The 23,696-nt window shown below is 66.4% G+C and carries 20 protein-coding genes; 2 read left to right on the top strand and 18 right to left on the bottom strand.

The genetic code is table 11. The features are described from left to right. Positions 1 to 126 precede the first annotated feature (126 nt). The 6 genes from bamA to frr all read right to left on the bottom strand — a co-directional run bounded on the left by bamA (position 127) and on the right by frr (position 7,479). Positions 127 to 2,607 carry an outer membrane protein assembly factor BamA gene (bamA, locus tag Q0Q02_RS01540; RefSeq protein ID WP_293806619.1) on the bottom strand — a complete coding sequence of 827 codons (2,481 nt, stop codon included), beginning with the start codon at positions 2,605 to 2,607 and terminating at the stop codon, positions 127 to 129. 249 nt (positions 2,608 to 2,856) lie between these two features. Then, a complete protein-coding gene (gene rseP, locus Q0Q02_RS01545) occupies positions 2,857 to 4,005 on the bottom strand; it encodes an RIP metalloprotease RseP (RefSeq protein ID WP_293806293.1) in 1,149 nt (382 codons plus the stop codon). 80 nt (positions 4,006 to 4,085) lie between these two features. Beyond that, complete coding sequence (gene dxr / locus Q0Q02_RS01550; RefSeq protein ID WP_293806294.1) at positions 4,086 to 5,267, bottom strand: 1-deoxy-D-xylulose-5-phosphate reductoisomerase; 1,182 nt, start codon at positions 5,265 to 5,267, stop codon at positions 4,086 to 4,088. A 5-nt stretch (positions 5,268 to 5,272) separates the two neighbouring features. Further along, positions 5,273 to 6,100, bottom strand: coding sequence for a phosphatidate cytidylyltransferase (locus tag Q0Q02_RS01555; RefSeq protein ID WP_293806295.1), 828 nt, complete (start codon positions 6,098 to 6,100; stop codon positions 5,273 to 5,275). Beyond that, the gene (locus Q0Q02_RS01560; RefSeq protein WP_293806296.1) at positions 6,097 to 6,855 is read right to left on the bottom strand and encodes an isoprenyl transferase; all 759 of its coding nucleotides are present in this window, start codon (positions 6,853 to 6,855) and stop codon (positions 6,097 to 6,099) included. Before Q0Q02_RS01560 ends, Q0Q02_RS01555 begins: the two co-directional genes overlap by 4 nt. A 60-nt stretch (positions 6,856 to 6,915) precedes the next feature. Beyond that, positions 6,916 to 7,479: a ribosome recycling factor gene (frr, locus tag Q0Q02_RS01565; protein WP_293806297.1), complete on the bottom strand. Its 564-nt coding sequence runs from the start codon at positions 7,477 to 7,479 to the stop codon at positions 6,916 to 6,918. 515 nt (positions 7,480 to 7,994) lie between these two features. Between frr and Q0Q02_RS01570 the strand changes: the two genes are divergently transcribed. Continuing rightward, positions 7,995 to 8,408, top strand: coding sequence for a VOC family protein (locus tag Q0Q02_RS01570; RefSeq protein WP_293806298.1), 414 nt, complete (start codon positions 7,995 to 7,997; stop codon positions 8,406 to 8,408). 10 nt (positions 8,409 to 8,418) lie between these two features. Here Q0Q02_RS01570 and pyrH read toward each other — a convergent pair whose 3' ends face one another. The 4 genes from pyrH to Q0Q02_RS01590 form a co-directional block, all read right to left on the bottom strand. After that, the gene (gene pyrH / locus Q0Q02_RS01575; protein ID WP_293806299.1) at positions 8,419 to 9,126 is read right to left on the bottom strand and encodes a UMP kinase; all 708 of its coding nucleotides are present in this window, start codon (positions 9,124 to 9,126) and stop codon (positions 8,419 to 8,421) included. 109 nt (positions 9,127 to 9,235) lie between these two features. Then, the gene (gene tsf, locus Q0Q02_RS01580) at positions 9,236 to 10,159 is read right to left on the bottom strand and encodes a translation elongation factor Ts (protein WP_293806300.1); all 924 of its coding nucleotides are present in this window, start codon (positions 10,157 to 10,159) and stop codon (positions 9,236 to 9,238) included. A gap of 179 nt (positions 10,160 to 10,338) precedes the next feature. Continuing rightward, entirely contained in the window at positions 10,339 to 11,331 is a 993-nt protein-coding gene (locus tag Q0Q02_RS01585; protein WP_293806301.1) for a 30S ribosomal protein S2, read from the bottom strand. Positions 11,332 to 11,577: 246 nt separating this feature from the next. After that, complete coding sequence (locus Q0Q02_RS01590; RefSeq protein WP_293806302.1) at positions 11,578 to 11,961, bottom strand: pore-forming ESAT-6 family protein; 384 nt, start codon at positions 11,959 to 11,961, stop codon at positions 11,578 to 11,580. A 215-nt stretch (positions 11,962 to 12,176) separates the two neighbouring features. On the opposite strand from Q0Q02_RS01590, the gene Q0Q02_RS01595 reads away from it, so the two are divergent. Next, entirely contained in the window at positions 12,177 to 13,331 is a 1,155-nt protein-coding gene (locus tag Q0Q02_RS01595) for a GGDEF domain-containing protein (protein ID WP_293806303.1), read from the top strand. Between the two features lie 12 nt (positions 13,332 to 13,343). Here Q0Q02_RS01595 and Q0Q02_RS01600 read toward each other — a convergent pair whose 3' ends face one another. The 8 genes from Q0Q02_RS01600 to coaD form a co-directional block, all read right to left on the bottom strand. Then, positions 13,344 to 13,718, bottom strand: coding sequence for a VOC family protein (locus Q0Q02_RS01600; RefSeq protein WP_293806304.1), 375 nt, complete (start codon positions 13,716 to 13,718; stop codon positions 13,344 to 13,346). 68 nt (positions 13,719 to 13,786) lie between these two features. After that, positions 13,787 to 14,482 (bottom strand): YafY family protein, encoded by a 696-nt coding sequence (locus tag Q0Q02_RS01605; protein ID WP_293806305.1) that lies wholly within the window; start codon positions 14,480 to 14,482, stop codon positions 13,787 to 13,789. Positions 14,483 to 14,489: 7 nt separating this feature from the next. Continuing rightward, complete coding sequence (pncA, locus tag Q0Q02_RS01610; RefSeq protein ID WP_293806306.1) at positions 14,490 to 15,116, bottom strand: bifunctional nicotinamidase/pyrazinamidase; 627 nt, start codon at positions 15,114 to 15,116, stop codon at positions 14,490 to 14,492. A gap of 11 nt (positions 15,117 to 15,127) precedes the next feature. Beyond that, complete coding sequence (gene dnaE / locus Q0Q02_RS01615; RefSeq protein WP_293806307.1) at positions 15,128 to 18,601, bottom strand: DNA polymerase III subunit alpha; 3,474 nt, start codon at positions 18,599 to 18,601, stop codon at positions 15,128 to 15,130. Positions 18,602 to 19,296: 695 nt separating this feature from the next. Further along, positions 19,297 to 19,983, bottom strand: a complete 687-nt coding sequence (locus Q0Q02_RS01620; RefSeq protein WP_293806308.1) for an ABC transporter ATP-binding protein — start codon at positions 19,981 to 19,983, stop codon at positions 19,297 to 19,299. 4 nt (positions 19,984 to 19,987) lie between these two features. Next, the gene (locus tag Q0Q02_RS01625) at positions 19,988 to 21,280 is read right to left on the bottom strand and encodes a lipoprotein-releasing ABC transporter permease subunit (RefSeq protein WP_293806309.1); all 1,293 of its coding nucleotides are present in this window, start codon (positions 21,278 to 21,280) and stop codon (positions 19,988 to 19,990) included. Positions 21,281 to 21,437: 157 nt separating this feature from the next. Then, complete coding sequence (gene proS / locus Q0Q02_RS01630; protein ID WP_293806310.1) at positions 21,438 to 22,769, bottom strand: proline--tRNA ligase; 1,332 nt, start codon at positions 22,767 to 22,769, stop codon at positions 21,438 to 21,440. Positions 22,770 to 23,068: 299 nt separating this feature from the next. Further along, complete coding sequence (gene coaD, locus Q0Q02_RS01635) at positions 23,069 to 23,569, bottom strand: pantetheine-phosphate adenylyltransferase (RefSeq protein ID WP_293806311.1); 501 nt, start codon at positions 23,567 to 23,569, stop codon at positions 23,069 to 23,071. Positions 23,570 to 23,696: the final 127 nt, after the last annotated feature.

Below are 23,696 nucleotides of genomic sequence, written 5' to 3' on the forward strand. Positions count from 1 at the left end.
CGGTCCGGAGCGCGGATCGCCGCGCATCTCACCAGACGCGAAGATGGCGATCCATGTCGTTGTTATCGCATCGACTTCTTCCGGGAAGCAGAAGCCGCTTCCCGGTCGATGCCTAGCCCCGCTGTATCAGAAGCGGGTACCGCCCGAGAAGCGGAATGCCTGGAGACGGTCGCCACCATACTTGCCGGCGAGACCAGTCTGAGGGTTGACGCCGATTTGGCCGTCATCCTTGGTCAGGGCGTAGGCATAGTCGAACCGGATCGGTCCGAGCGGCGACTGCCAGAGCAAGCTCACGCCCACCGACGAGCGGATGACGTTCTTGTCGCGGATACAGCCGATGCTCGATTGAGCCCCCCCGGTCACGACATTGTACTGGCGCGCAGAAGAACCAGCGGGGCAGCCCGCGAAGGCACCGTTCGCAATGACGCTCGAGCCGCCGTCATAGTTGAACAGCGTACCAGCGTCGGCGAAGACCGCGCCACGCAGGCCGATATCACGCGGCAGACCCCAGATCGGGAACTGCAGCTCGACCGTACCGCCGAAATAGGTGGTGCCACCGACCGCGTTGGCCGTGGGATCGTTCAGGACGTCGCGCGGACCGATACCGGAGGGCGCGAAACCACGCACCAGCGACGGGCCAAGGAAGTAGTGATCGACCATGCGCAGGTTGCCGCTGGTCGCCTGGACGTGGCCGCCCTGGACGCGCAGGAAGCCGACGACGTCGTCGAAGATCTCGCGGTAGTAGCGAGCGTCCGCCGCGATGCGGAGGAACTTCGAGTCGCCGCCGACGCCGGCGAATTCCGGCTTCAGCTCGGCCGAGAAGCCGTTGCGCGGGTTCTGGTAGCTGTCGAGCGAGTTGTAGTTGAAGTTCAGGCCGACGAGCGAGGTCAAGGTGGAGCCCTGAGCCTCCTTGACCGCCACCGTCGCCTCACCATTGGTCACGCAGTTATACGCGTTGGCCGCAGTCGCGCCGACCGGCGTGATGCCGGGGATTGCATAGGTACAGTCGTTATAGGGACGGCTGGTCGTGTTCGGAATCTTGATCTCGGTCGTATAGATCGAGTACCGCGGCGTGACCGAGAACTCTTCGGTGATCGGGAAGGTAAAGCGAACCTGCCCGCCCGTCACGCGGCTCTCATAGCGGCCGGTGTTGTAGTTGTCGTTGTACTTCGAGAACAGGTCGAAGCCGGCCGCCACGCGGTAGCCCAGGAAATAGGGCTCGGTGAAGGAGAAATCGACGCCCTGCGTCCGCTGACCCATCGTGCCGGCGATGCGAACGAACTGGCCGCGGCCGAGGAAGTTCGATTCCGACAGCGAGACTTCGCCGATAACGCCGTCAGAGGTCGAGTACCCGCCAGCGATCGAGAAGGAGCCGGTCGCCTTGTCCTCGACATCGATGTTGACGATCACGCGATCCGGAGCGGAGCCCGGCTCGTTGGTGACGCGAACCTTGTTGAAGAAGCCCAGATTGTTCAGGCGACGCTCGGCGCGGTCGACCATGACCTTGTTGTAGGCATCGCCTTCACCGAGGTCGAGCTCGCGGCGAACGACATAGTCACGAGTACGCGTGTTACCGCGCACGTTGATGCGCTCGACATAGACGCGCGGCCCCTCGTCGACGACATAGGTGATGCCGATCTGACGACCCGAAGAATCACGATCGCCGCGCGGGCGAACCTGCGCGAAGGCATGACCACGGCGCGCCACTTCCGTCGTGAGCGCCACCAGCGACTTCTCGACCGCCTCGGCATTGTAGGTATCGCCCCGCGAGGTGGCGACATAACGCTGGAGGGCAGCAGCATCGACGTCGCGCAGCGACGAATCGACCGAGACGTTGCCGACCTGATACTGCGGACCTTCCTCGACCTGGATGTCCACGACCCAGCCGCCGGCCGCGTCATCAAAGCGGGCGCTGCTGTTCGTGATCTGGAAATCGGCGTAGCCGTTCTTCAGGTAGAAGCGGCGGATGAGGTCCATATCGGAATTGACCCGATCGGGATCATAGACGTCGGACGTCTTGATCCAGCTCAGGAAGTTCGACTCCGTCGAGGTCATCAGCCCGCGCAGACGCCCGGCCGAATAGGCCTGATTGCCGGTGAAGTTGATCGACTTGATGCCGGTCTTGCTGCTCTCGTTGATGGTGAAGACGATGTCCTCACGACCATTCGGAAGAGGAGCGATGCGACCGCTGACCGAGGACAGCCCATAGCCGGAACGCTTGTAGGCCTCGCGCAGGCGCTCGACATCGGAGTTGATCAGCGCCTGGCTGATGGGACCGCCGGGGCGCGACTGCACGATCTGGGACAGCTGCTCGCCCTTCAGCTTGCGATTGCCCTCGAAAGCGACACGATTGGCCGTGCCGCTCTGCTCCTTGACCGCGACGACGATCTGCGAACCGCGACGATTGACCTGCACATTCGAGAACAGGCCGGTCGCCATCAGGCTCTCGCGGATTTCCTGCGGATTCTCCCGACCAACGGCGTAGGAGCGGATCGTCTCCGCATCGACGCGCCGGTTGCCCTGGACAACCACGGCCTGCGCGAACGCCACACCACCACTCACGGCCAGCATCAAAGCCGAAAGTCCGATCGATCGAGAGAGCCGCATCTTGCTCGTCCGGCTCTTTTGGGTCGACGTCATCGGGTCGCCTATTCCATCTCTCTGGTCACCACCCCAAACGGGGACCGCCATCTCAGGACGGCAGCACGGGGACATTGCGGTTCAATCGCTTCTACAAAGTTTCCGGCAGGGTGCAAACCGCGATCATCGTTAATAAAGCGTTTTTAGGAATCTCGTTGCCGACGCGCCACGCGGCACGCCGCTTTTCCGCCGCAAAGCGCGGCGCCGCAGGCGGCTTCAGAGCATGCCGCGCACGTGAACGATGTCGTTCCAGGTCACGAACAGCATCAACATCAGCACCAGCGCGAGGCCGACCCGGAAACCGATTTCCTGGGCCCGCGGGCTCAGGGGCCGGCCGCGCAGGGCCTCATAGAGATAGAACAGCAGATGGCCGCCATCGAGCATGGGAACCGGCACGAGATTCATCAGGCCGATCGAAACCGAGAGGATCGCGGCGAGATTGATCAGCCCCAGCAAGCCGCCGCTGGAAGCGACGATGCCGGAGACCTGCGCGATCCGAATCGGACCTGAGAGCTGGTCGGTGGATTCACGCCCGCTCAGAAGCTTGGCGATGTAGTCATAGGTCCGCGTCACGACGAACCAAGTCTCGACGAAGCCCGACTTGGCGGATTCGAGCAATCCGAATCGCTGGGTCCTCCAATCCTCCGGACGGGGCGAAGCCTTGACGCCGATCACGCCGATACGCTGCGTCCCGAGCTGCGTCTTCATCTCGGTGAGCGAGGGCGTCACCGGCAAGGTCACCGTGCCGCCGTCGCGCTCGATCGAGACCTCCAGCCGCTCCTCGGGGCGGGTCGAGACGATCCGCTGCATGTCGGAAAAACTGGTGACCTTCTGGCCGTCGATGGCGATCACGATGTCGCCCGCCTTCAGCCCGGCCTTCTCCGCCGCGCTGCCGGCGACGACCGTTTCGACGCGCGGGATCAGCACCTGCTTGCCGAAGAAGAAGGCCGAGCCGGCGAAGATCAGGATCGCCAGGAGGAAATTGGCAATCGGGCCGGCGGCGACGATCGCGGCCCGCTCGGCGAGAGACTGCGCCGGGAAGGAACGCGCGCGCTCCTGCGCCGACATCCGGCTCACCGCCGCATCGTCGGGCGCGCTGGAGGCATCGGCATCGCCCGAGAACTTCACGTAGCCGCCGAGCGGGATCAACGCGAAGCGCCAGCGCGTGCCATGCCGGTCGTTGAAGCCGAAGAGCTCGCGGCCGAAGCCGATGGAGAAGGTCTTGACGTCGACCCCGCACCAGCGGCCGACCAGGAAATGTCCGAGCTCATGGACGAAGACGACGATGGTCAGGACGAAGAGGAACGGCAGCAGATAGCTGAGCAGGAAATGCCCGGCATTCCAAAACGACGCTGCGAATTCCATCAAACGATCTCCCAGGGTCCCGACGGCCTCTAGAGCCGGACATCGACAGGGCAACAGGCCAACCGGATTGGCGTGTCGCTTTAGGTGGCAGTGAACCGCGCTTGCGACAAGAGCGAGGCAGCCCGCCGTCTCGAATCTTGGTCAATGGCGAGCGCGTCCGCAACATGGCGCGGAGCCTGCACTCCGGCGGGGAATGCGGCGCAGACCGTTTCTACCAGCACGGCGATATCGGAAAAGCGCAGCCGACGCTCCAGGAAGGCCGCGACGGCGACCTCGTTGGCGGCGTTGAGCACCGCCGGCATGGCGCCGCCTTCGCGCAATGCAGCCATGGCGAGGCCGAGCGCCGGAAAGCGGACGAGATCGGGGCGCTCGAAGCTGAGGGGGGCCGCCATGGCGAGATCGAGGAAGCGCGGCGGCGGCGCGTCGAGCCGGCCGTCGATGCCGAGGCAATGTGCCGCGGCAACCCGCATGTCCGGCACCGCCAGGCCGGCGCTGACAGAGCCGTCGCGGAAGGTCACGAGGCCATGGACGATCTGCTGGGGGTGGACGAGCACGTCGAGCTGGTCCGGCTGCAGATCGAACAGGAAGCGAGCCTCGATCAGTTCGAGCCCCTTGTTCATCATGCTGGCGGAGTCGATCGTGATCTTGGCGCCCATCGCATAGTTCGGGTGCTTCAATGCCTGCTCGGGCGTGGCCGCGGCGATGCGCTCGGCGCTCCAGGTCCGGAACGGGCCACCGGAAGCGGTCAGCGTCATGCTGCGGACCGAAGCGAGCGGCTCGGCACCGAGCACCTGGAACAGGGCGTTGTGCTCGGAATCGAGCGGCAGCAGGCGGGCTTCGACCTCGGCCGCCCGCGCCATCACCGCCGCGCCGGCACAGACCAGGCTCTCCTTGTTGGCGAGCGCGATGGTTCGCCCAGGCAGGAGCGCGGCGAAGGTCGCCTCGAGCCCGGCCGCACCGGAGATCGCGCTGACGACGATATCGGCAGGGCGGTTCACCGCCTCCAGCACCGCGGAGCGCCCTGCCCCGCTGGCGATCCCCGTACCGGAGAGCGCCTGTTTCAGGGCTTCCTCGCCAGCCGGATCGGCGAGCGCGGCGAAGGACGCTCCCGTTTCGATCGCTGTCCGGGCCAGCGCCTGCGCGTCCCGACCACCGACCACGGTCGCGATCGACAGGCGCTCGGGATTCTCGGCGACGATGTCGCGGACCGAGCGTCCGACGGAGCCGGTCGCCCCCAGAAGCGTGACTCTGCGCAAGGACATTGGTGTCAGACGTTGAGGTGCAGGGCGAAGAGCGCGAAACCGGCGAGCACCAGCACCGCCCAGTAGCCGTCGAGCCGGTCGAGGAAGCCGCCGTGACCGGGGATGAGCTTGCTTGAATCCTTGGCGTCGAAACGGCGCTTGAGGGCGGATTCGAACAGGTCTCCCGCCTGGCTGACGATCGAACCCGCGAGCGAAGCCGTCACCACCGGCCCGACTGCCGTCATACCCTGCAGCGCCGGCATCAAGCGCCAGACGAGATAGCCTCCGAGCATTCCCGCCACGGCGCCGCCGATCGCGCCGGACCAGGTCTTCTTGGGGCTGACCGCCGGCATCAGCTTGGGCCCGCCCAGCTTGCGGCCGGTAAAATAGGCGGCGATATCGGTGAGCCAGACGACGGCGAAACTCCACAGGATCAGGGCGAGGCCTACCCCCGCGAGATCGCGCAGCGCCGGCGTAACCAGAGCGAAGGCCAGCGCATAGGCGACGCCGCAGAGCTCGAGCGCCAGGCGCGAGCGCATGAAAGGCGTCATGACGGCGCCGAGAAGTGCCATGGCCGAAGCGGTTCCCGCAATCGCGACTGGGCTCGCCGGGGAGAAGGCCAGCGCGATACCGGCCACGACCACCGCGATACCGGCAGGGATCGCATTGCCGCGGCCGATGATCGCCAGCCATTCATAGGCGACGAGCCCGGCGACCAGAATCCAGACCAATCGGAAAGGCCAGCCGCCCCACAGCGTGACGAGCAGGATCAGCGCGCCGAGAACCAGCGCCGAGGCGACCCTGAGCTTCAGCTCGGAGTTCGCGCGCGGCGCAGAGGGATTCGGCGCATTCACGCGACGCCCACGCTGCGGTCAGAGGAGGTGGACAGGCCGCCGAAGCGGCGCTCGCGCTGGCGGTACTGGGCCAGAGCTTCCTCGAAGGCGGCCCGGTCGAAATCCGGCCACATCACCGGCGCGAAGATGAACTCGGCATAGGCCGCCTGCCAGAGCAGGAAGTTCGAGATGCGGGTCTCGCCAGAAGTCCGGATGACCAGTTCGGGGTCCGGGAGGTCGTGGGTGTCGAGTTGGCCCGCGATCGCAGCCTCGTCGATCGTGGCCGGATCGATCCGCCCCGCAGCCGCCTCGACCGCCAGCCGGCGCGTCGCCCGCACGATCTCGTCGCGCGAGCCGTAATTGAAGGCGATCACCAGCACGAGACCGGTATTGTTGCGGGTGCTGGTTTCCGCATGTTCGACAAGGCGACGCAGGTCGGCCGCGAGATCGTCCCGGCTGCCGATGATCCGCACCCGGACATTGGCGACCGAAAGCTCGGCGAGATCCTTCTCGACGAAATGCTTGAGCAGCCCCATCAGGAAGGTGACTTCCGCATAGGGGCGGCGCCAGTTCTCGGTCGAGAAGCTGTAGAGGGTCAGGACCTTGATACCGAGATCGCTGGCATTGCGGACGGTGCGCCGCAGCGCCTCGAGGCCACGGCGATGGCCTTCCTGCCGCGGCAGGCCGCGCATCTGCGCCCAGCGCCCGTTGCCGTCCATGATGATGGCGACATGGGCCGGGTTGGACACATCTGCGTCGCGCTGACCGGATGACATGCGGATGAGCCTCGCTCGGCCTCGGACGAAGGGGCGCGGGGGGATCTCCCGCGCCGGAGATCAGACGTGCAGGATTTCCTTTTCCTTCGCCGCGAGCGCCTGATCGATCTCGGCAATGTGCTGGTCGGTCGCCTTCTGGACGAGGTCGGAGTTGCGGGCGGCATCGTCCTTGGTCATGTCGCCGTCCTTCTCGAGCTTCTTGACGACGTCGATGCCGTCGCGGCGGACATGGCGCACGGAGACCTTGGCTTCTTCAGCGTATTTGTGCGCGACCTTGACCATCTCCTTGCGGCGCTGCTCGTTCAGCTCCGGGATGCGGATGCGCAGGACCTGGCCTTCCGTCTGAGGGTTGAGGCCGAGATCGGATTCGCGCACCGCCTTGTCGACGGCGTTCACCATCGAGCGGTCCCAGACCTGGACGCTGAGCAGGCGAGGCTCCGGCACGCTGACCGTGGCGAGTTGGCTCAGCGGCGTGCGGGCGCCATAGGCCTCGACCATGATCGGGTCGAGCATGTTGGCGGAGGCGCGGCCGGAGCGCAGCGAGGCGAGATCGCCCTTGAAGGACTGCACCGCACCGGCCATGCGGCGCTTGATGTCGGCGAGGTCGAACGTCGTCTGGGCCATTTCAATCGGGACCTTGCAGATAATTCAAAATCGGCGCGACCATGGCGGCGAGGCCGCGCAGGGTCAAGATCAAGAGCCTCTAACACAACCCGGAGGGGCCTCGACGCCGGCAATTCGTCCGCTCCGCCAGGAGCGGCGGTGAAGCCGATACCATTGGTATCGGCAAGCGCCGCGACGCCGCGGGCGGTCGAATTCCCGGCGCCGAAGGTGGGCTTTGGAGGGCCGCCTGCGGCGTCGGAACGACTTGCCGATATCGATGGATATCGGCTGCACGCTCCTCCTGGCATGCGGCTCCTCCAAAGCCCATCGAGACCCCTCCGGGTTGTGTTAGAGCCTCTTACATCCTCGAACAGCATTTTCCCCCGCGATGAGCAAGGGAAAAGCGTCGATGCGCGCCGAACATGGCGGAGTAGCGCCCCTGCCCGCTGTTCCGCGGCTGCGGGATGCCCATGTCCGTTGTGTGGATCGGCACGGCTTCGGGCTGCGCCGGGAGCAAGGAATGACGGAGAAAAGACGTGCCTCGCCTCAACCGCATCGTCGAGACGGCGCTCTATGTCGATGACCTCGACCGCGCCCGTACCTTCTACGAGGACAAGCTCGGCCTCGCGCCCCTGCTCAGGACGAAGACGCTCCTCGCCTATGATGTTGGCGGCGCGAATGTGCTTCTGCTGTTCCAGCGCGGCGCCTCGCTGCAGACGCAGAGCTCGCCCGGTGGAACGATCCCGCCGCATGACGGGAGCGGGCCGCTCCACATCGCCTTCGCGATAGACACAGACGAGCTCCCGGCCTGGGAAGCGAAGCTCAAGGGACTCGGCATCGTCGTCGAAGGACGCATGCAGTGGGAACGCGGCAGCACGAGCCTGTATTTCCGCGACCCGGACGGGCATCTGCTCGAACTGGCGACGCCCGGCCTGTGGCGAACCTACTGAGACTGGCGCCTCAGGGCGTGACGTAAGTCGCCCTGCCCTCGCCGCGCAGGACCGCGGCGAGCATGCCGGGCTCGGCGATCGAGAAGACGACGATGGTGAGGCTCGCGTCGCGGGCGAGCGCGAAGGCGGCGGTGTCCATCACCTTGAGGTCGCGCTTGATCGCGTCCTCGTGGGTCAGCGTCTCGTAGCGGGTCGCGGTCGGGTCCTTCTTCGGGTCGGCGCTGTAGACTCCGTCGACCTGCGTCGCCTTGAGCAGGTGGCTGCAACCGAGTTCAGCCGCGCGCAGCGCCGCGCCCGTGTCCGTGGTGAAATACGGGTTGCCGGTGCCGCCGCCGAGGATGACGACCTTGCCGTTGCTGAGATGGTCGAGCGCGCGCTTGCGGGCATAGCTCTCGCAGAGCGAGGGCATCGGCACTGCCGACATCGCGCGGGCCGGGGCGCCGGCCGCCTCGATGGAATGCTCCAGCGCCAGCGCGTTCATCACCGTGCCGAGCATGCCGATCGAATCGGCAGTGGTCCTGTCGAGCCCCTTGTTGAGGCCCTGGACGCCGCGGAAGAAGTTGCCGCCGCCGACGACGATGCCGATCTCGACGCCCTCGCGCGAGGCATGGGCGATATCGGCTGCGAGCGCCGTCAGCGTGCCGCCATCCAGCCCGTTGCCGACAGGACCGGCAAGGGCTTCACCGGAGAGCTTCACGAGAACGCGTTGGGGTCTCATCGATGTCTCTCCGTCGTGTTGGGGGCCGGCTGCGATTCGACGCAGCCCTATCTTCCTACAAAAAAGGCCGCGCAATGCGCGGCCTTTCTCTCATTCGTGATGGAGCTTGTCAGCCCGTGGTGCCGCCGGCGGCAGCGACCTCGGCCGCGAAGTCCTGCTCTTCCTTCTCGATGCCCTCGCCGAGCGCGTAGCGGGCGAAGCCGGTGAGCTTGACCGGGGCGCCGACCTTGCCCTCGATCTCCTTGAGGACCTGCGCAACCGACTTCGAGCCGTCATGGATATAGGCCTGCTCGAGCAGGCAGTATTCCTTGGCGTAGCTCTTCAGGCCGCTCTCGGTGATCTTGGCCAGGACATGCTCGGGCTTGCCGGCATTCTTCTCGGCCAGGATCGCCTTCTCGCGCTCCAGCACGTCCGGGGCGACCGAAGCGAGGTCGAGCGCAACCGGGTTGGTCGCCGCGACATGCATGGCGAGCTGGCGGCCGAGCACAGCGAGCTCGTCCGACTTAGCCGTCGTCTCGAGCGCGACGATGACGCCGATCTTGCCGAGGCCCTCGGTGATCGCGCCGTGGACATAGGAGCCGATCACGCCCGAGGACACCTTGAGCGAGGCGACGCGACGCAGCGTCATGTTCTCACCGATGGTGGCGATGGCGTTGGCGATCGCGTCCTGAACGGTGCCGCCGCCCGGATAGTGATGGCCGAGCAGTGCCTCGACGTCGCCGCCACGCTCAAGCGCGACATCGGCGATGGTCTTGGCGAGCGCCTGGAATTCCGGGTTGCGCGCGACGAAGTCGGTCTCGGAGTTGACCTCGACGACGACGCCCTCGTTGCCCTGCACGGCGACGGCGACGAGGCCCTCGGCGGCGACACGGCCGGCCTTCTTGGCGGCCTTCGACAGGCCCTTGGCGCGCAGCCAGTCGATGGCTGCCTCCAGGTTGCCGTCATTCGCCGAGAGGGCGGCCTTACAGTCCATCATGCCCGCGCCGGTCTTGTCGCGGAGTTCCTTCACGAGTGCGGCGGTGATCGCGGCCATCTGTCTTGTCCTTGCTGTCGGTGCGGCGCAGGCCCTTAAGACCGGCCGCGGATCGGAATTATGCGGACGCCTGCATGGGGAAACGCCGACGCTCCGTTTCCGGCCGTCGGCGTTGGTCGGCGTCAATCGAGAATCTGATTGCGACGCGCGGATGACGCGCCGCAGTCAGGCAGCCTGCATCAGGCGTCGGCGAGATCGCGAGCCTGGGCGACCCAGCCTTCGCGGTCGATCTTGCCGCCGAGCTTCAGGTCGTGGTCGATCTTGCTCACGTCGGCAGGCGTCATCGCCGCGATCTGCCAGAAGTGGTAGATGCCGCCGTCGTTCAGCTTCTGGACCGCGTCCGGGCCCATGCCCGAGAGCTTGGTCAGATCGTCCGGAGCGCCGCGCGGAGCGGTCAGCGTCTCGAAGGCGCCGGAAGCGGTCTCGAGAGCCTCCTCGACGACCGGCGCCTCGGCGGCGCCGACATCGATGCCCTGGTCGCCCGAGGCGCGGCCGATGCCGTCGATCGCCGAGCGGGCGATCAGATCGCAATAGAACTGGATGGCGCGGCCGGCGTCGTCATTGGCCGGAACCGGGAAAGTGATGCCGTCCGGATCCGAGTTCGAGTCGACGATCGCGGCGACCGGGATGCCGAGGCGCTGGGCCTCCTTGATCGCGAGCGCTTCCTTGTTGGTGTCGATCACGAAGATCATGTCCGGCGTGCCGCCCATGTCCTTGATGCCGCCCAGAGCCTTCTCGAGCTTGTCGCGCTCACGCGACAGCATCAGGCGCTCCTTCTTGGTCAGGCCGGTGCCGCCGCCGTTGAGCAGCTCGTCGACCTTGCGCAGGCGCTGGATCGAAGCCGAAATGGTCTTCCAGTTGGTCAGCATGCCGCCGAGCCAGCGGGAGTTGACATAGTACTGGGCCGAGCGCTTGGCGGCATCGGCGATGGCATCCTGCGCCTGGCGCTTGGTGCCGACGAAGAGGACGCGGCCGCCGCGGGCGACGGTGTCCGACACGGCCTGCAGGGCGCGGTGCAGCATCGGCACCGACTGCGACAGGTCGAGGATGTGGATGTTGTTGCGGACGCCGAAGATGTACGGGGACATCTTGGGGTTCCAGCGATGAGCCTGGTGGCCGAAATGGGCACCGGCCTCGAGGAGCTGGCGCATGGAGAAATCAGGCAGAGCCATGGTGTTCTAGTCCTTCCGGTTGAGCCTCTGGAGCGCGAATGAACAAGGCATGAGCTGCCACGTCACCGGAACGCCTCGGGACATCGAGGCGATGCGCTCCATGTGGGATGCGCTGCGCCTTACAGGGGATGGGACCGCATTGCAAGCCGGCTGAGCCGAGAAAACCGACGGCGCGATATGATGAGGCCCATGCGGCGTCCGCATGGGCCACTTATCGCGACGGCAGGCGATGCGTCCGGCCTCGCCCTACTGCGGCAGGTTGGCGCCCATCTGCTTCACCAGCTCGGCGAGCTTCTTGCAATATGCCGCCGGAGGGCCGCCCTGCGCCGCGGCGATGCTCTGCTCGATGCCCATCACCGACACCGTGCCCTTGCGGCCGGCCGCCTCGGCCGCATCGCCGCCGCTGCCATCCGCCGGAGCGGGAATGAGCGCAATCAACTTCTTCTGCACCCCGGCCGCGGAGCCATCGATATGGCCGTTGTCGGCGCAATAGCCGAGGATGCCGAGCTGGTTGCGGGCGGCCTGATAGGCGACCTTGAGCTGATCGGCCTGGGCCTGAGCGAAAGATGGGGCGACCGAGCCCAAAAACGCGACCGTAGAGACGGTCATCAACGACTTATAAAAGTTCATCGGGAATATCCTCAAGCCATCATGTTCTCAAGCAGGCCAAACTGCTCTCCCTCCCACCTCCACCTGCCTAGCGCGCGGGGCTGGACCGGACAACCCGAAACGCCGCGGCCTGTCCGGCTCGGTGGACCGGTTTCGCTGCGCGAGCAGGCTAGTGCGGCCGCAGGCGCACCGATCGGCGTCCTCGGCCGGAGCGATCGCGAGAGGCCGAAATCCGCGTGATCATCGACCTGAGAACGATCTTCGTCACGGGCGCGCTGACCTGCTTCATCATCGGCACGATGCAGCTCATGACCTTCGCCACCGGCCGCTTCACCCGCAGCCCGGTCTGGTGGGGCGTCAGCAGCCTGTGCATCGGCGCCGGCCTGCTCGGCACCGCGTTCCGCGGCGCTATTCCCGATATCCTCTCGATCGAGTTCGCCAACACCATCATGCTGGCCGGCTGCCTGCTGCTGCTGTTCGGCATCCGGCATTTTGCGGGGCGCGAGCTCAATTGGTTCGGCTTGGGAGTGGTGCTCCTCGGCATCTGGACATTGCTCGCGCTGTCGCCCGGCACGGAAGGCTATTCGACACGCGTCATGGTCGTGGCGACGGTGATGGCGCTCTGCGATGCCGCCATCGTCCGCGAGGCCGTACGGCTCGGACGAAAGGAGCGGCTGCGCTCGGCCTGGCTGCTGGCCATCCTGTTCGCGCCGACGGTCGTGATCTATGCCGGACGCATCGCGCTGGCGGCGCTTGACCAGGTCGGCACGACATTGTTTCCACCGGATCCGGGGGCGACCGGCTGGCTCGCCGCGACCGGCGTCGCCTTCATCATCCTGAGAGGCCAGGCCCTGCTCTTGCTCGCAACCGAACGCAGCGACCGGATTCTGGCGACGCTCGCGCGGCGCGACCCGTTGACCGGGGCGATGAACCGCTCCGGGCTGGAACAATGGCTGGCGCGGCAGTCGCGCGGCGAACGGCAGGCCGCGCTCCTGCTCGTCGATATCGACCACTTCAAGACGCTCAACGATACGCTCGGCCATGCCGCCGGCGACCGTATCCTGCGCCTCTTTGCCGACGCGGTGCGGGAGCAGTTGCGCAGCACCGACATCCTGGCCCGGCAGGGCGGCGACGAGTTCGCGATCATCCTCCCCGATGTCGGCGCCCGGGAAGCGGTGCGGGTTGCCGAGCGTCTCCGCGGCGCCTTTCGCGACAAGCTCGCCGATCTCGCCGAGATCCGGCTGCAGCTGACGCTCAGCATCGGCGTGGCCGAGATCGAGCTCGGCGGGCGCGAGCTCGACGACCTCCTGGTCGAGGCCGACGAGGCGCTCTATCGCGCCAAGCGGCTCGGCCGGGACCGCGTCCAGGCGCAGCTGAAGCCCGCGGCCTGAAACCCAAGCCCCTCAGGCTTCCGGGAAGGGGTGGAACACGCGCAGGCGATGCCCATCGGGATCGCGCGCCGTGAAGGTGCGCCCGAAATCCAGGTCGGTCGGCTCCTGCAGGATAACGACGCCGCGCTTGCGCCAGTCCTCGCAGGTCGTATCGACGGCTTCCGCGCTGGGAGCGATCATCGCGATCTCGGCCGCGCCGCCCGTCACGGTCGCAGCGGGCTCGACGGTATGGCGCGACCAGAGGCCGAGCCGCGCGCCCGAGGGCAGCGCGAACATCGCGAAGGTCGGTGACAGCTCCAGCGACTCCTTGCCGAGCAGGTCGGCATAGAAGGCGGCGCTGGCGGCCGGGCTCTCGACATGGAGCAGGATGAAATGGGCATCGAACATGGTGGCCTCCCGATTGGTCTGGATGAGGGAGACTAGAATCAGATGCTGCCAATTTCCGGCAGTATCGGTCATGCGGGCGGCGCGATGCCCTCCTTCTCGCGCCAGGTTTTGAGCAGGGCCTGGCGCCGCTGCGGATAGCGGCCTTCCAAAGCCTCGAAGTGCATCAGCCGGTCGGTGCGGAAATGGCGGAAATCCTGCCGCATCTCGCACCAGGCCACGAGGACGCGAACCTGATCGAAGAAAGACAACGCCAGCGGCCAGACGATGCGCTCGCTGATGCGGCCCTCGGCATCGCCATAGCCGATGGAAGCGCGCCGCTCGGAACGGATGGCCTTGCGGATGGCGGCGAGATCGAGCTGCGGGGCATCGACGGCTGCCTTCCCCGGCCCGAGGATCAGCGCGGCGTCCTCAACGCGCCGGGTCAGGTCGGCTGGCAGCACGGCGACGATCTTGGCCATGGCGTCACGCGCCGCCAGCGCGAGGGCTGGGTCGGCCCGGTCCGCGACCCAGCACGAGCCCAGTACCAGGGCCTCGATCTCCTCCTCGCTGAACATCAGCGGCGGCAGCATGAATCCGGGCTTCAGGATGTAGCCGATGCCGGGCTCGCCCTCGATCGGCGCGCCCTGCCCCTGCAGCGTGACGATGTCGCGATAGAGCGTGCGAATGCTGACGCCAAGCTCGGCCGCGAGCTTGCGGCCGGAGACCGGCCGGCGATGCCGCCGCAGCACCTGAACGAGATCGAGCAGGCGCTGGGCGCGGGACATTGCCGCCTCAGATCGCCAGGCTCGCGGCGCCGACGCGCTTGATCCCGGCCGCCGCCATCTCGGCCCAGGCACGGTCGAGCGAGCCGTCGAGGTCGATCGCGCGGCAGGCATCCTCGACCACGATGGTCTCGAAGCCGGCGCGGGCGGCGTCCTGCGCCGTCCAGTTCACGCAGAAATCAGTGGCGAGGCCAGCGATGACGACCTTCGTGATGCCGCGTTCGCGCAAATAGCCTTCCAGTCCCGTCGGCGTCCGGCGATCGGCCTCGATGAAGCCGGAATAGCTGTCGATGCCCTGGCGAAAGCCCTTGCGGATCACCGCCTCCGCATGGGGCAGGTCGAGCCCGGCGTGAAAGGCGGCCCCAGTCGTGCCCTGCACGCAATGATCCGGCCAGAGCACCTGCGGGCCATAGGCCAGTTCGATTGCCTCAAACGGCTTGCGGCCGGGATGGCAGGAGGCGAAGGAGGCGTGGCCGGCCGGATGCCAGTCCTGCGTCAGCACGACATGGCGAAAGCGACGCCCGAGCGCATTGACGATGGGCACAACCGCATCGCCGTCCGGCACCGCGAGGCTGCCACCCGGACAGAAATCGTTCTGGACGTCGACGACGAGCAGCACGGTTCGGTCGTCGGCCATCGACAAGCTCCTTATTGCAGCCTGACATCGACCACGCCGGGCGCAGCGCGCACGGCATTGGCAATCTGCTGGTTGACCGGGAACTTGCCGGGCAACTCGATCTCGACCTCCTGAGCGCCGTCGTCGATGATCATGATGATCGAGACCTTGCCTTCGGCGCGCGTTGCCTCGCGCGGGCGGATGCGCTCGGCGACCGAGGCCACGGCCTTGTCGTCGCGCAGATAGACGACGAGATCCTGCTTCTGGCGCGCGGCGAGGCCGTCGAGCTCCTCGGCGTCCTCGATCCGCGGACGCACCTCTTCGCCGTCGAGCACGGCGGAAAGCCGCAGCACCAGCGCCCTGCCCGGCTCCAGCAGGTCGCGCAATTTCATCAGCCCTTCCGAGAACAGCACAGCCTCGAACTGGCCGCTCGGGTCCGAGAGGTTGACGATGCCCATCTTGGAGCCGGACTTGGTCCGCCGCTCCGACTTGTCGATGACGGAGACCGCGACCTTGCCGACGCCGGTGCCGTTGGCGCGCACCGTCTGGGCGAAATCGGCATAGCGCTGCACGCGCAGGCGCTTCAGCACATGCTCGTAATCGTCGAGCGGGTGGCCGGACAGGAAGAAGCCGACCGCCTCATGCTCGCGCTTGAGCTTCTCGGCCGGCGCCCAGGGCTCGACCTGCGGGATGCGGAAGGCCTCCTGCACCACGCCACCGCCGAGCAGGTCGAACTGTCCCGCCGCGGCCTCGTCCCGTGTACGGTTCGAGAGCGCCAGCATGCCGTCGAGCGCAGCGACCGCTCGTGCACGATCCGCTTCCAACTCGTCGAGAGCGCCGGCGGCGATCAGGGCTTCCAGCGTGCGGCGGTTGACGAGCCGGGTGTCGATGCGGCGGGCGAGGTCGGCGAGGTCGCGGAATGGGCCAGCAGACTGCCGCGCCGCCACCAGCGATTCCACCGCCGCCCGGCCGACACCCTTGATGGCGCCGAGCGCGTAGAAGATCTTGCCATCGGCCACGTCGAACTCGACGCCGGACTGGTTGATCGCCGGGCGCTCGACCTTGATGCCGAGCCGCTCGGCATCGCGGCGGAATTCCGAGAGCTTGTCGGTATTGCCCATGTCGAGCGTCATCGACGCCGCCAGGAATTCGACCGGGTAATTCGCCTTCAGATAGGCGGTCTGGAAGGCGACGACCGCATAGGCCGCAGCGTGGCTCTTGTTGAAGCCATAATCGGCGAACTTGGCGAGCAGGTCGAAGATCTCGGAGGCGATGTCCTTCTTGATGCCGCCGTCGATCGCGCCTTTCACGAAGCGGTCGCGCTGGGCGTCCATCTCGGCCTTGATCTTCTTGCCCATGGCGCGGCGCAGCAGGTCTGCCTCGCCGAGCGAATAGCCCGAGAGCGCCTGCGCCACCTGCATCACCTGTTCCTGGTAGACGATGATGCCGTGGGTCTCGCGCAGATAGGGTTCCATGCCGGGATGGAGATAGGTCGGATCCTCCAGCCCGAGCTTGCGGCGGCAATAGGTCGGGATGTTGTCCATCGGGCCCGGCCGGTAGAGCGCCACCAGCGCGATCAGGTCCTCGATCCGGTCGGCCTTCATCTCGACCAGCGCCTTGCGCATGCCGACCGATTCCACCTGGAACACGCCGACGGTCTCGCCGCGAGCCAGCATGGCGTAGGTGGTCGGATCGTCGAAAGGCAATTGCGCCAGGTCGATATGGATGTCGCGCTGGGCGATGAGCTTAACGGCGGTCGTCAGTGTGGTCAGCGTCTTCAGGCCGAGGAAGTCGAACTTCACCAGCCCGGCCTGCTCGACCCATTTCATGTTGAACTGGGTGACGCGCATCCCGGTACGCGGATCGACCGAGAGCGCGACGAGCTGTTCGAGCGGCCGGTCGCCAATCACCACACCTGCGGCGTGAGTCGAAGCATGCCGGTGAAGCCCTTCCAGCTTCTGGCCAATTTCGAGCAACCGCGCGACGATCGGCTCCTCCTCGGCCGCCTGCTGCAGCTTCGGTTCGCCCTCGATCGCGTCCTTCAGCGAGATGGGCTTGGCCGGGTTCTGCGGCACGAGCTTGGTCAGCTTGTCGACCTGGCCATAGGGCATTTCGAGCACGCGGCCGACGTCGCGCAGCACGCCGCGCGCCAGCAGCGTGCCGAAGGTGATGATCTGGGCGACGCGCTCCTGCCCGTAATGATGCTTCACATACTCGATCACCTCTTCGCGTCGGTTCTGGCAGAAGTCGATGTCGAAGTCCGGCATCGAGACGCGGTCGGGATTGAGGAAGCGCTCGAAGAGCAGGCCGAAACGCAGCGGGTCGACGTCGGTGATGGTCAGCGCATAGGCGACGAGGGAGCCTGCACCCGAGCCGCGGCCCGGGCCGACCGGGATGTCGTGGGCCTTGGCCCATTTGATGAAGTCCGAAACGATCAGGAAGTAGCCCGGAAACTTCATCCGGGTGATGATCGAGAGCTCGAAATCGAGCCGCTTCTCGTAATCCTCGACCGTGAAGGGCTCGGCCGGGCCGTGCTTGGCCAGCCGTGCGGCAAGGCCGGCGCGGGCCTGCGCCTCCAGCTCCTCGGCCTCGTCGCGCCCCTCCTCGCCGAAGCGCGGCAGGATCGGCTTGCGGGTCGAGACACGCCAATGGCAGCGCATCGCGATCTCGACGGTGTTCGCCAACGCCTCAGGCAGGTCGGCGAAGCGCTTCTTCATCTCGGCGCGCGAGGCGAAGTAATGCTCCGGCGAGACGCGGCGGCGCGTGCCGTCTGAAACAAGGCGGCCCTCCGCCACGGCCAGCAGCGCGTCATGCGCGTCGAAATCGGCGGGCTTGGCGAAGAAGGGCTCGTTGGTCGCGACGATCGGCAGATCGGCATCATAGGCGAGGCGCAGGAGATGGGCTTCCCGCGTCGCCTCGCCATCGCCACCATAGCGCTGGATCTCGACATAGAGCCGGTCGCCATAGATGCCGGCGAGCGTCGCCAGGCGCGACCCAGCCTGCGGGAGCTGGCCGAGACGCAGGGCGACGTCGATCGGCCCACCCTGCCCACCGGTCAGCGCGATCAGCCCCGCATTGTAGGCGGCAAGGCGTTCGACCGTGGTGACCGGCTGGCCGGAGCCGCCCGTCGCCAGCGCCGCCTCGCTGACGAGCTTCATCAGGTTGCCGTAGCCGGCCTCGTCCATGGCGAGCAGGACGATATGCGGCAGGCGCTGCGGCTGCGTCGGCTTGCGGCTGCCCTCGCCCTCATCGGCGAAATCGACCGAGAGCTGCACGCCGACGATCGGCTGGAGGCCCGATCCCGCCAGCTTCTCGGAGAATTCGAGACCGCCGAAGAGATTATCCGTATCGGTCAGCGCCAGCGCCGGCTGGCCGTCGGCCGCCGCCATCTTGGCGAGCGTCGAGACCGTCATCGCGCCTTCGAGCAGCGAATAGCTCGAATGGACATGCAGGTGGACGAAGCCGATCTCCTGGAGAACGCGCGCCTCGCCAGCTTCCCTGCTCATGTCCCGCTCCTGTCGCCGCGATCGGGCGACTCGTCGACCCTGTCCTTATACGCCTCTTATGCGTCCTGGGCGGGGCCGGCGTCGAGGCCTTGCGGCCCCGTCTGTGGATGGCTCCTGCCGTCCTCAGACATGCGGGCCGGAGAGGATCGCGGCCCAGAGCCAGATCATGCCGAGGAAGACGCCGAGCGAGGCGATCTCGGCGAGGCCGGCGGCGAATTTACGCGCTGCAGTCATGAGAACCTCCTGTGTTCGCGATAAGTTCAGCTTAGTTCTCTTTTTGTTCTCGTCAATGTCGATACGGAAGCTGGCAGGGCGTTCCCGGCGCGGCGGTTAATGAAATGCTACCTGCATTCTGAGATGGTGCCGGCGATCAGGGGCGCCGCTCTGGGATCGCACCGCCCTGTCATGGTCGGGCTTGTCCCGCCGCCCACGTCTTCCTTCGATGAAGGCGGCGTTCAAGACCGGGATGCTCGCCACGAGGGCGAGCATGATTCAAGGTCGCTCCCGGTCAGAAGCCACCTTTGTCATTCCGGGGCAGGCCGCAGGCCTGAACCCGGAACCCACGACCGGGTGATGCCTTCGATGCCCGAATGCAAGCCGCTCACCTAGTCGTGGGTTCCGGGCTCTTCGCTGCGCGAAGCCCCGGAATGACAAAGACAGAGCTGGCAAGAAACGACTTGGCGGACGCCCGCCACCTACAGCTTGACGACCAACCCGTCTCGAATCGTGACCTGCCGGTCCATCTGGCGGGCGAGTTCGAGATTATGCGTCGCGATCAACGCCGCCAGTCCCGAAGCGCGCGCCAGCGCCATCAACGTGCCGAAGACATGCTGCGAGGTATGCGGATCGAGATTGCCAGTCGGCTCGTCGGCCAGCAGCAGGCGCGGGCCGTTGGCGACGGCGCGGCCGATGGCGACGCGCTGCTGCTCGCCGCCGGACAATTCGCCCGGCAGGTGGTCGAGCCGCCCGCCAAGGCCGAGGAAGGTCAGCAGTTCCGAGGCGCGCTCCTCGGCGGTCTGGCGCGAGAGGCCGCGGATGCGCTGCGGCAGCACCACGTTCTCCAGCGCCGTGAACTCGGGCAGAAGATGGTGGAACTGGTAGACGAAGCCGATCTCGGTGCGGCGGAGCCGCGTGCGGCCCTTGTCGTCGAGCTTGGTCGTGGCGAGCCCACCGACGAAGACCTCGCCGGCATCGGGCTTCTCGAGCAGGCCGGCGACATGCAGCAGCGTCGACTTGCCGGTGCCGCTCGGCGCGACCAGGGCAACGACCTCGCCCGGCCAGAGTGCGAAATCGGCCTTGCGCAACACTTCGAGCGGCGCATCGCTTTGCGGGTAATAGCGCTCGACCTGGGAGAGGAAGAGCGCGGGCATTTCCTGTGCCATCGCCTTAGCCCATCCTCAGCGCTTCGACCGGATCGAGGCGCGCCGCCTTCCAGGCCGGATAGAGCGTCGCCAGGAGCGACAGGGTCAGCGCCATCAGCACCACGCTCACCACCTCGCTCCAGTCGGTGACGGAGGGGATGTCGCTGAGGAAGCGCACGGTCGGGTCCCAGAGATTGGCGCCGGTGATCCAGTTCAGCGCCGCCATGATCGACTTGATGTTCTTGGCGAAGACGACGCCGAGAGCGAGGCCGGCGAGCGTGCCGAAGACGCCGATCGCCGCCCCGGTGATCAGGAAGACGCGCAGCACCGTGCCGCGCGTGCAGCCCATGGTGCGCATGATCGCGATATCGGCGGTCTTGTCCTTCACCAGCATGATCAGGCCGGAGACGATATTCAGCGCCGCGACCAGCACGATCAGCGTCAGGATGATGAACATCACGTTCCGCTCGACTTCCAGAGCATTGAAGAAGCTGCGATTCCTCTGGCGCCAGTCGGAGAGCACCAGCGGACGCGGCGCATCGGCCTCGATCGCGTCACGGACGGCCTGGGTCTTGTCGGGATTGTCGACGAAAATCTCGATGACGTTCACGTCGCCGTCGCGATTGAAATAGGCCTGCGCCTCGGCGAGCGGCATGTAGACGAAGGTGCCGTCGAACTCTGTCATGCCGATCTCGAAGATCGCCTTGACCGGATAGGCCTTGATCCGCGGCGCCGTGCCGAAGGGTGTCGAGGCTCCCTGCGGAGAAACCAGCGTCATCATGTCGCCGGCCTGGATGCCGAGCGCATTGGCAAGCCTTCGGCCGATGGCGACGCCGGGCGTTCCGCCATCGAAGCCATCGAGCGTGCCGGACTTGATGTTGCCGCCGATGAAGGGGATCGCCTTGATGTCGCTCTCGCGGACGCCGCGCACCAGCACGCCATTGTTGCCGGTCTGCGAGGAGGCGAGCGCCTGCCCCTCGACCAACGGAATGGCGAGCTTGATGCCGGGAATCTTGCTGAGCCTCGCCGCGACGCTGTCGTAATCGTCGAGCGGGCGGTCGATCGGCGTCGCGAAGATATGGCCGTTCACGCCGACGATCTTGCTGAGCAACTCGATCCGGAAGCCGTTCATCACCGACATCACGATGATCAGCGTCGCGACGCCGAGCATGATGCCCAGGAACGAGAAGCCGGCGATGACCGAGACGAAACCCTCGCGGCGGCGCGTGCGCAGATAACGCCCGGCAAGCAGCCATTCGAAACCGGCGAAGGCCTTGGTCCCGGTCGGGACTTCGGCGCTGTCGGCGACGGCGCTCATGCGGCGGCTCCTTCCCCGCGAGCCCTCATCCTGAGGAGCGCCGCAGGCGCGTCTCGAAGGATGCTCCAGGAGGCTCCGGAGGCATCTGGAACATCCTTCGAGACGCCGCTTCGCGGCTCCTCAGGATGAGGGCTGAACGGGATCATGGTGCTCGCCGTCACGCCGCCCTGCCCTTGAAGCGATCGAGCGCGGCCTCCAGCGAAACAAGCTCGCGCTCGCCGCCCGCGCGGCGCTTCAGCTCGACCTTGCCCTCGGCCAGCCCCTTCGGGCCGACGATGATCTGCCAGGGCACGCCGATCAGGTCGGCGGTGGCGAATTTGGCGCCCGGCCGGTCGTCGGTGTCGTCGAGCAGGGCGTCGTAGCCCTTGGCGAGCAGGTCCTTGTAGATGCGCTCGGCTGCGCCGTCGGTCGCCGCATCGCCGGCCTTGAGATTGATGACCGCGACGTCGAAGGGCGCGATCTCCTCGGGCCAGACGATGCCGGCATCGTCATGCCCGGCTTCGATCAGCGCCGCGACAAGACGGCTCGGCCCGATGCCGTAGGAACCGCCATGCAGCAGCACGGGCTGGCCGTCAGGCCCGGCGACCGTCGCGCCCATCGGCTCGGAATATTTCGTGCCGAAGTAGAAGATATGGCCGACCTCGATGCCGCGCGCCGAAACGCGCTTGTCTTCCGGAACCGCCTCGAAGGCGGCCTTGTCGTGCATTTCCTCGGTCGCGGCGTAGAGGCTCGTCCACTTGTCGAAGACGCCCTGCAGACCGGTGACGCTGTCGAAATCGGTGTCGGCGGCCGGCGTCTCGAAATTCAGGTAGTCGCTGTGGCAGAAGACCTCGCTCTCGCCGGTCGAGGCGAGCACGATGAACTCGTGGCTGAGGTCGCCGCCGATCGGGCCGGTATCGGCCTTCATCGGGATCGCCTTCAGGCCGAGCCGCGCGAAGGTGCGCAGATAGGCCGTGAACATGCGGTTATAGGCGTGGCGGGCCGCATCCTTGTCCAGATCGAAGGAATAGGCGTCCTTCATCAGGAACTCGCGGCCGCGCATCACGCCGAAGCGCGGGCGGACCTCGTCGCGGAACTTCCACTGGATGTGGTAGAGATTGAGCGGCAGGTCCTTGTAGGACTTGACGTAGGAGCGGACGATCTCGGTGACCATCTCCTCGTTGGTCGGGCCGTAGAGCATGTCGCGATCATGCCGGTCCTTGATGCGCAGCATCTCCTTGCCATAGGCGTCGTAGCGCCCGCTCTCGCGCCAGAGATCGGCCGACTGGATCGTCGGCATCAGGATCTCGATGGCGCCCGAGCGATTCTGCTCCTCGCGAATGACGTTGCTGATCTTGTTGAGCACGCGCAGGCCGAGCGGCAGCCAGGAATAGATGCCCGCCGATTGCTGGCGGATCATGCCGGCGCGCAGCATCAGCCGGTGCGAGACGATCTCCGCTTCCTTGGGCGTATCGCGCAGAAGGGGCAGGAAATAGCGGGAAAGACGCATCGGAAAACCTGTCGGAGGGCCCTGCGCGCGGAATCGCGCCGGGTGATCGAAGAGCGAGTCGGCCTTGCTGAGAGACACCATCGCTCTCGGCAAAAAGCAAACCCAAATCAGCAGGAAGCGGCGGAAGATGGCGAAGTTATGTGCCTTTCGCGGGCGACATGCGCCGCATGGCTCGCCCCAGCCGTCATTCCCGGGCGACCGGAGGGAGACCCGGGAATCTCGTGAAGGAAGAGGCTCCGGCGCATGCTGCGGCATGAGATGCTCGGGTCAAGCCCGAGCATGACGCCCTATTTTGCGCTTCAGCCCTTGGCGAAGCGCGCCTTCAGAGCAGCGAGCACCGGCGCCGGCACGAAGGGCGAGACATCGCCGCCCATCGCCGCGATCTGGCGCACCAGCGTCGCGGTGATGTAGCGCACGCCGGGCGAGGCCGGCAGGAAGACGGTCTGCACGTCCGGCGCCATCGTGCCGTTCATCCCGGCCATCTGCATCTCGTAGTCGAGATCGCTGCCGTCGCGCAAGCCACGGATGATGATCGAAGCCCCAGCCCGGCGCGCCGCATCGACGGCGAGGTCGTCGAAGGTCACGACATCGAGCGCGGCGCCCTTCGCCGCCAGCAAGGGCGTGGCGACCTGACGCAGCAGGTCGGCGCGCTGTTCGACCGACAACAGCGGCGTCTTGCCGGGATGGACTCCGATCGCCAGGACGAGCTTGTCGCAAACGCCGGCCGCTGCCGCGATGATGTCGGCATGGCCGTTGGTCACGGGATCGAAGGAGCCAGTGTAGAAAGCAATGCGTGCCATGCGGCCAGCGTTAGCGGCTGGACCGGAAGACGACAAGCCTTCTCAGGGGCTTGGCGGCCCGCACTCCCCGCAGCCCTCATCCTGAGGAGCAGCCCAAGGCTGCGTCTCGAAGGATGCTTCAGGAGGC

Source organism: uncultured Allobosea sp. (assembly GCF_945956895.1).
Classification (GTDB): domain Bacteria; phylum Pseudomonadota; class Alphaproteobacteria; order Rhizobiales; family Beijerinckiaceae; genus Allobosea.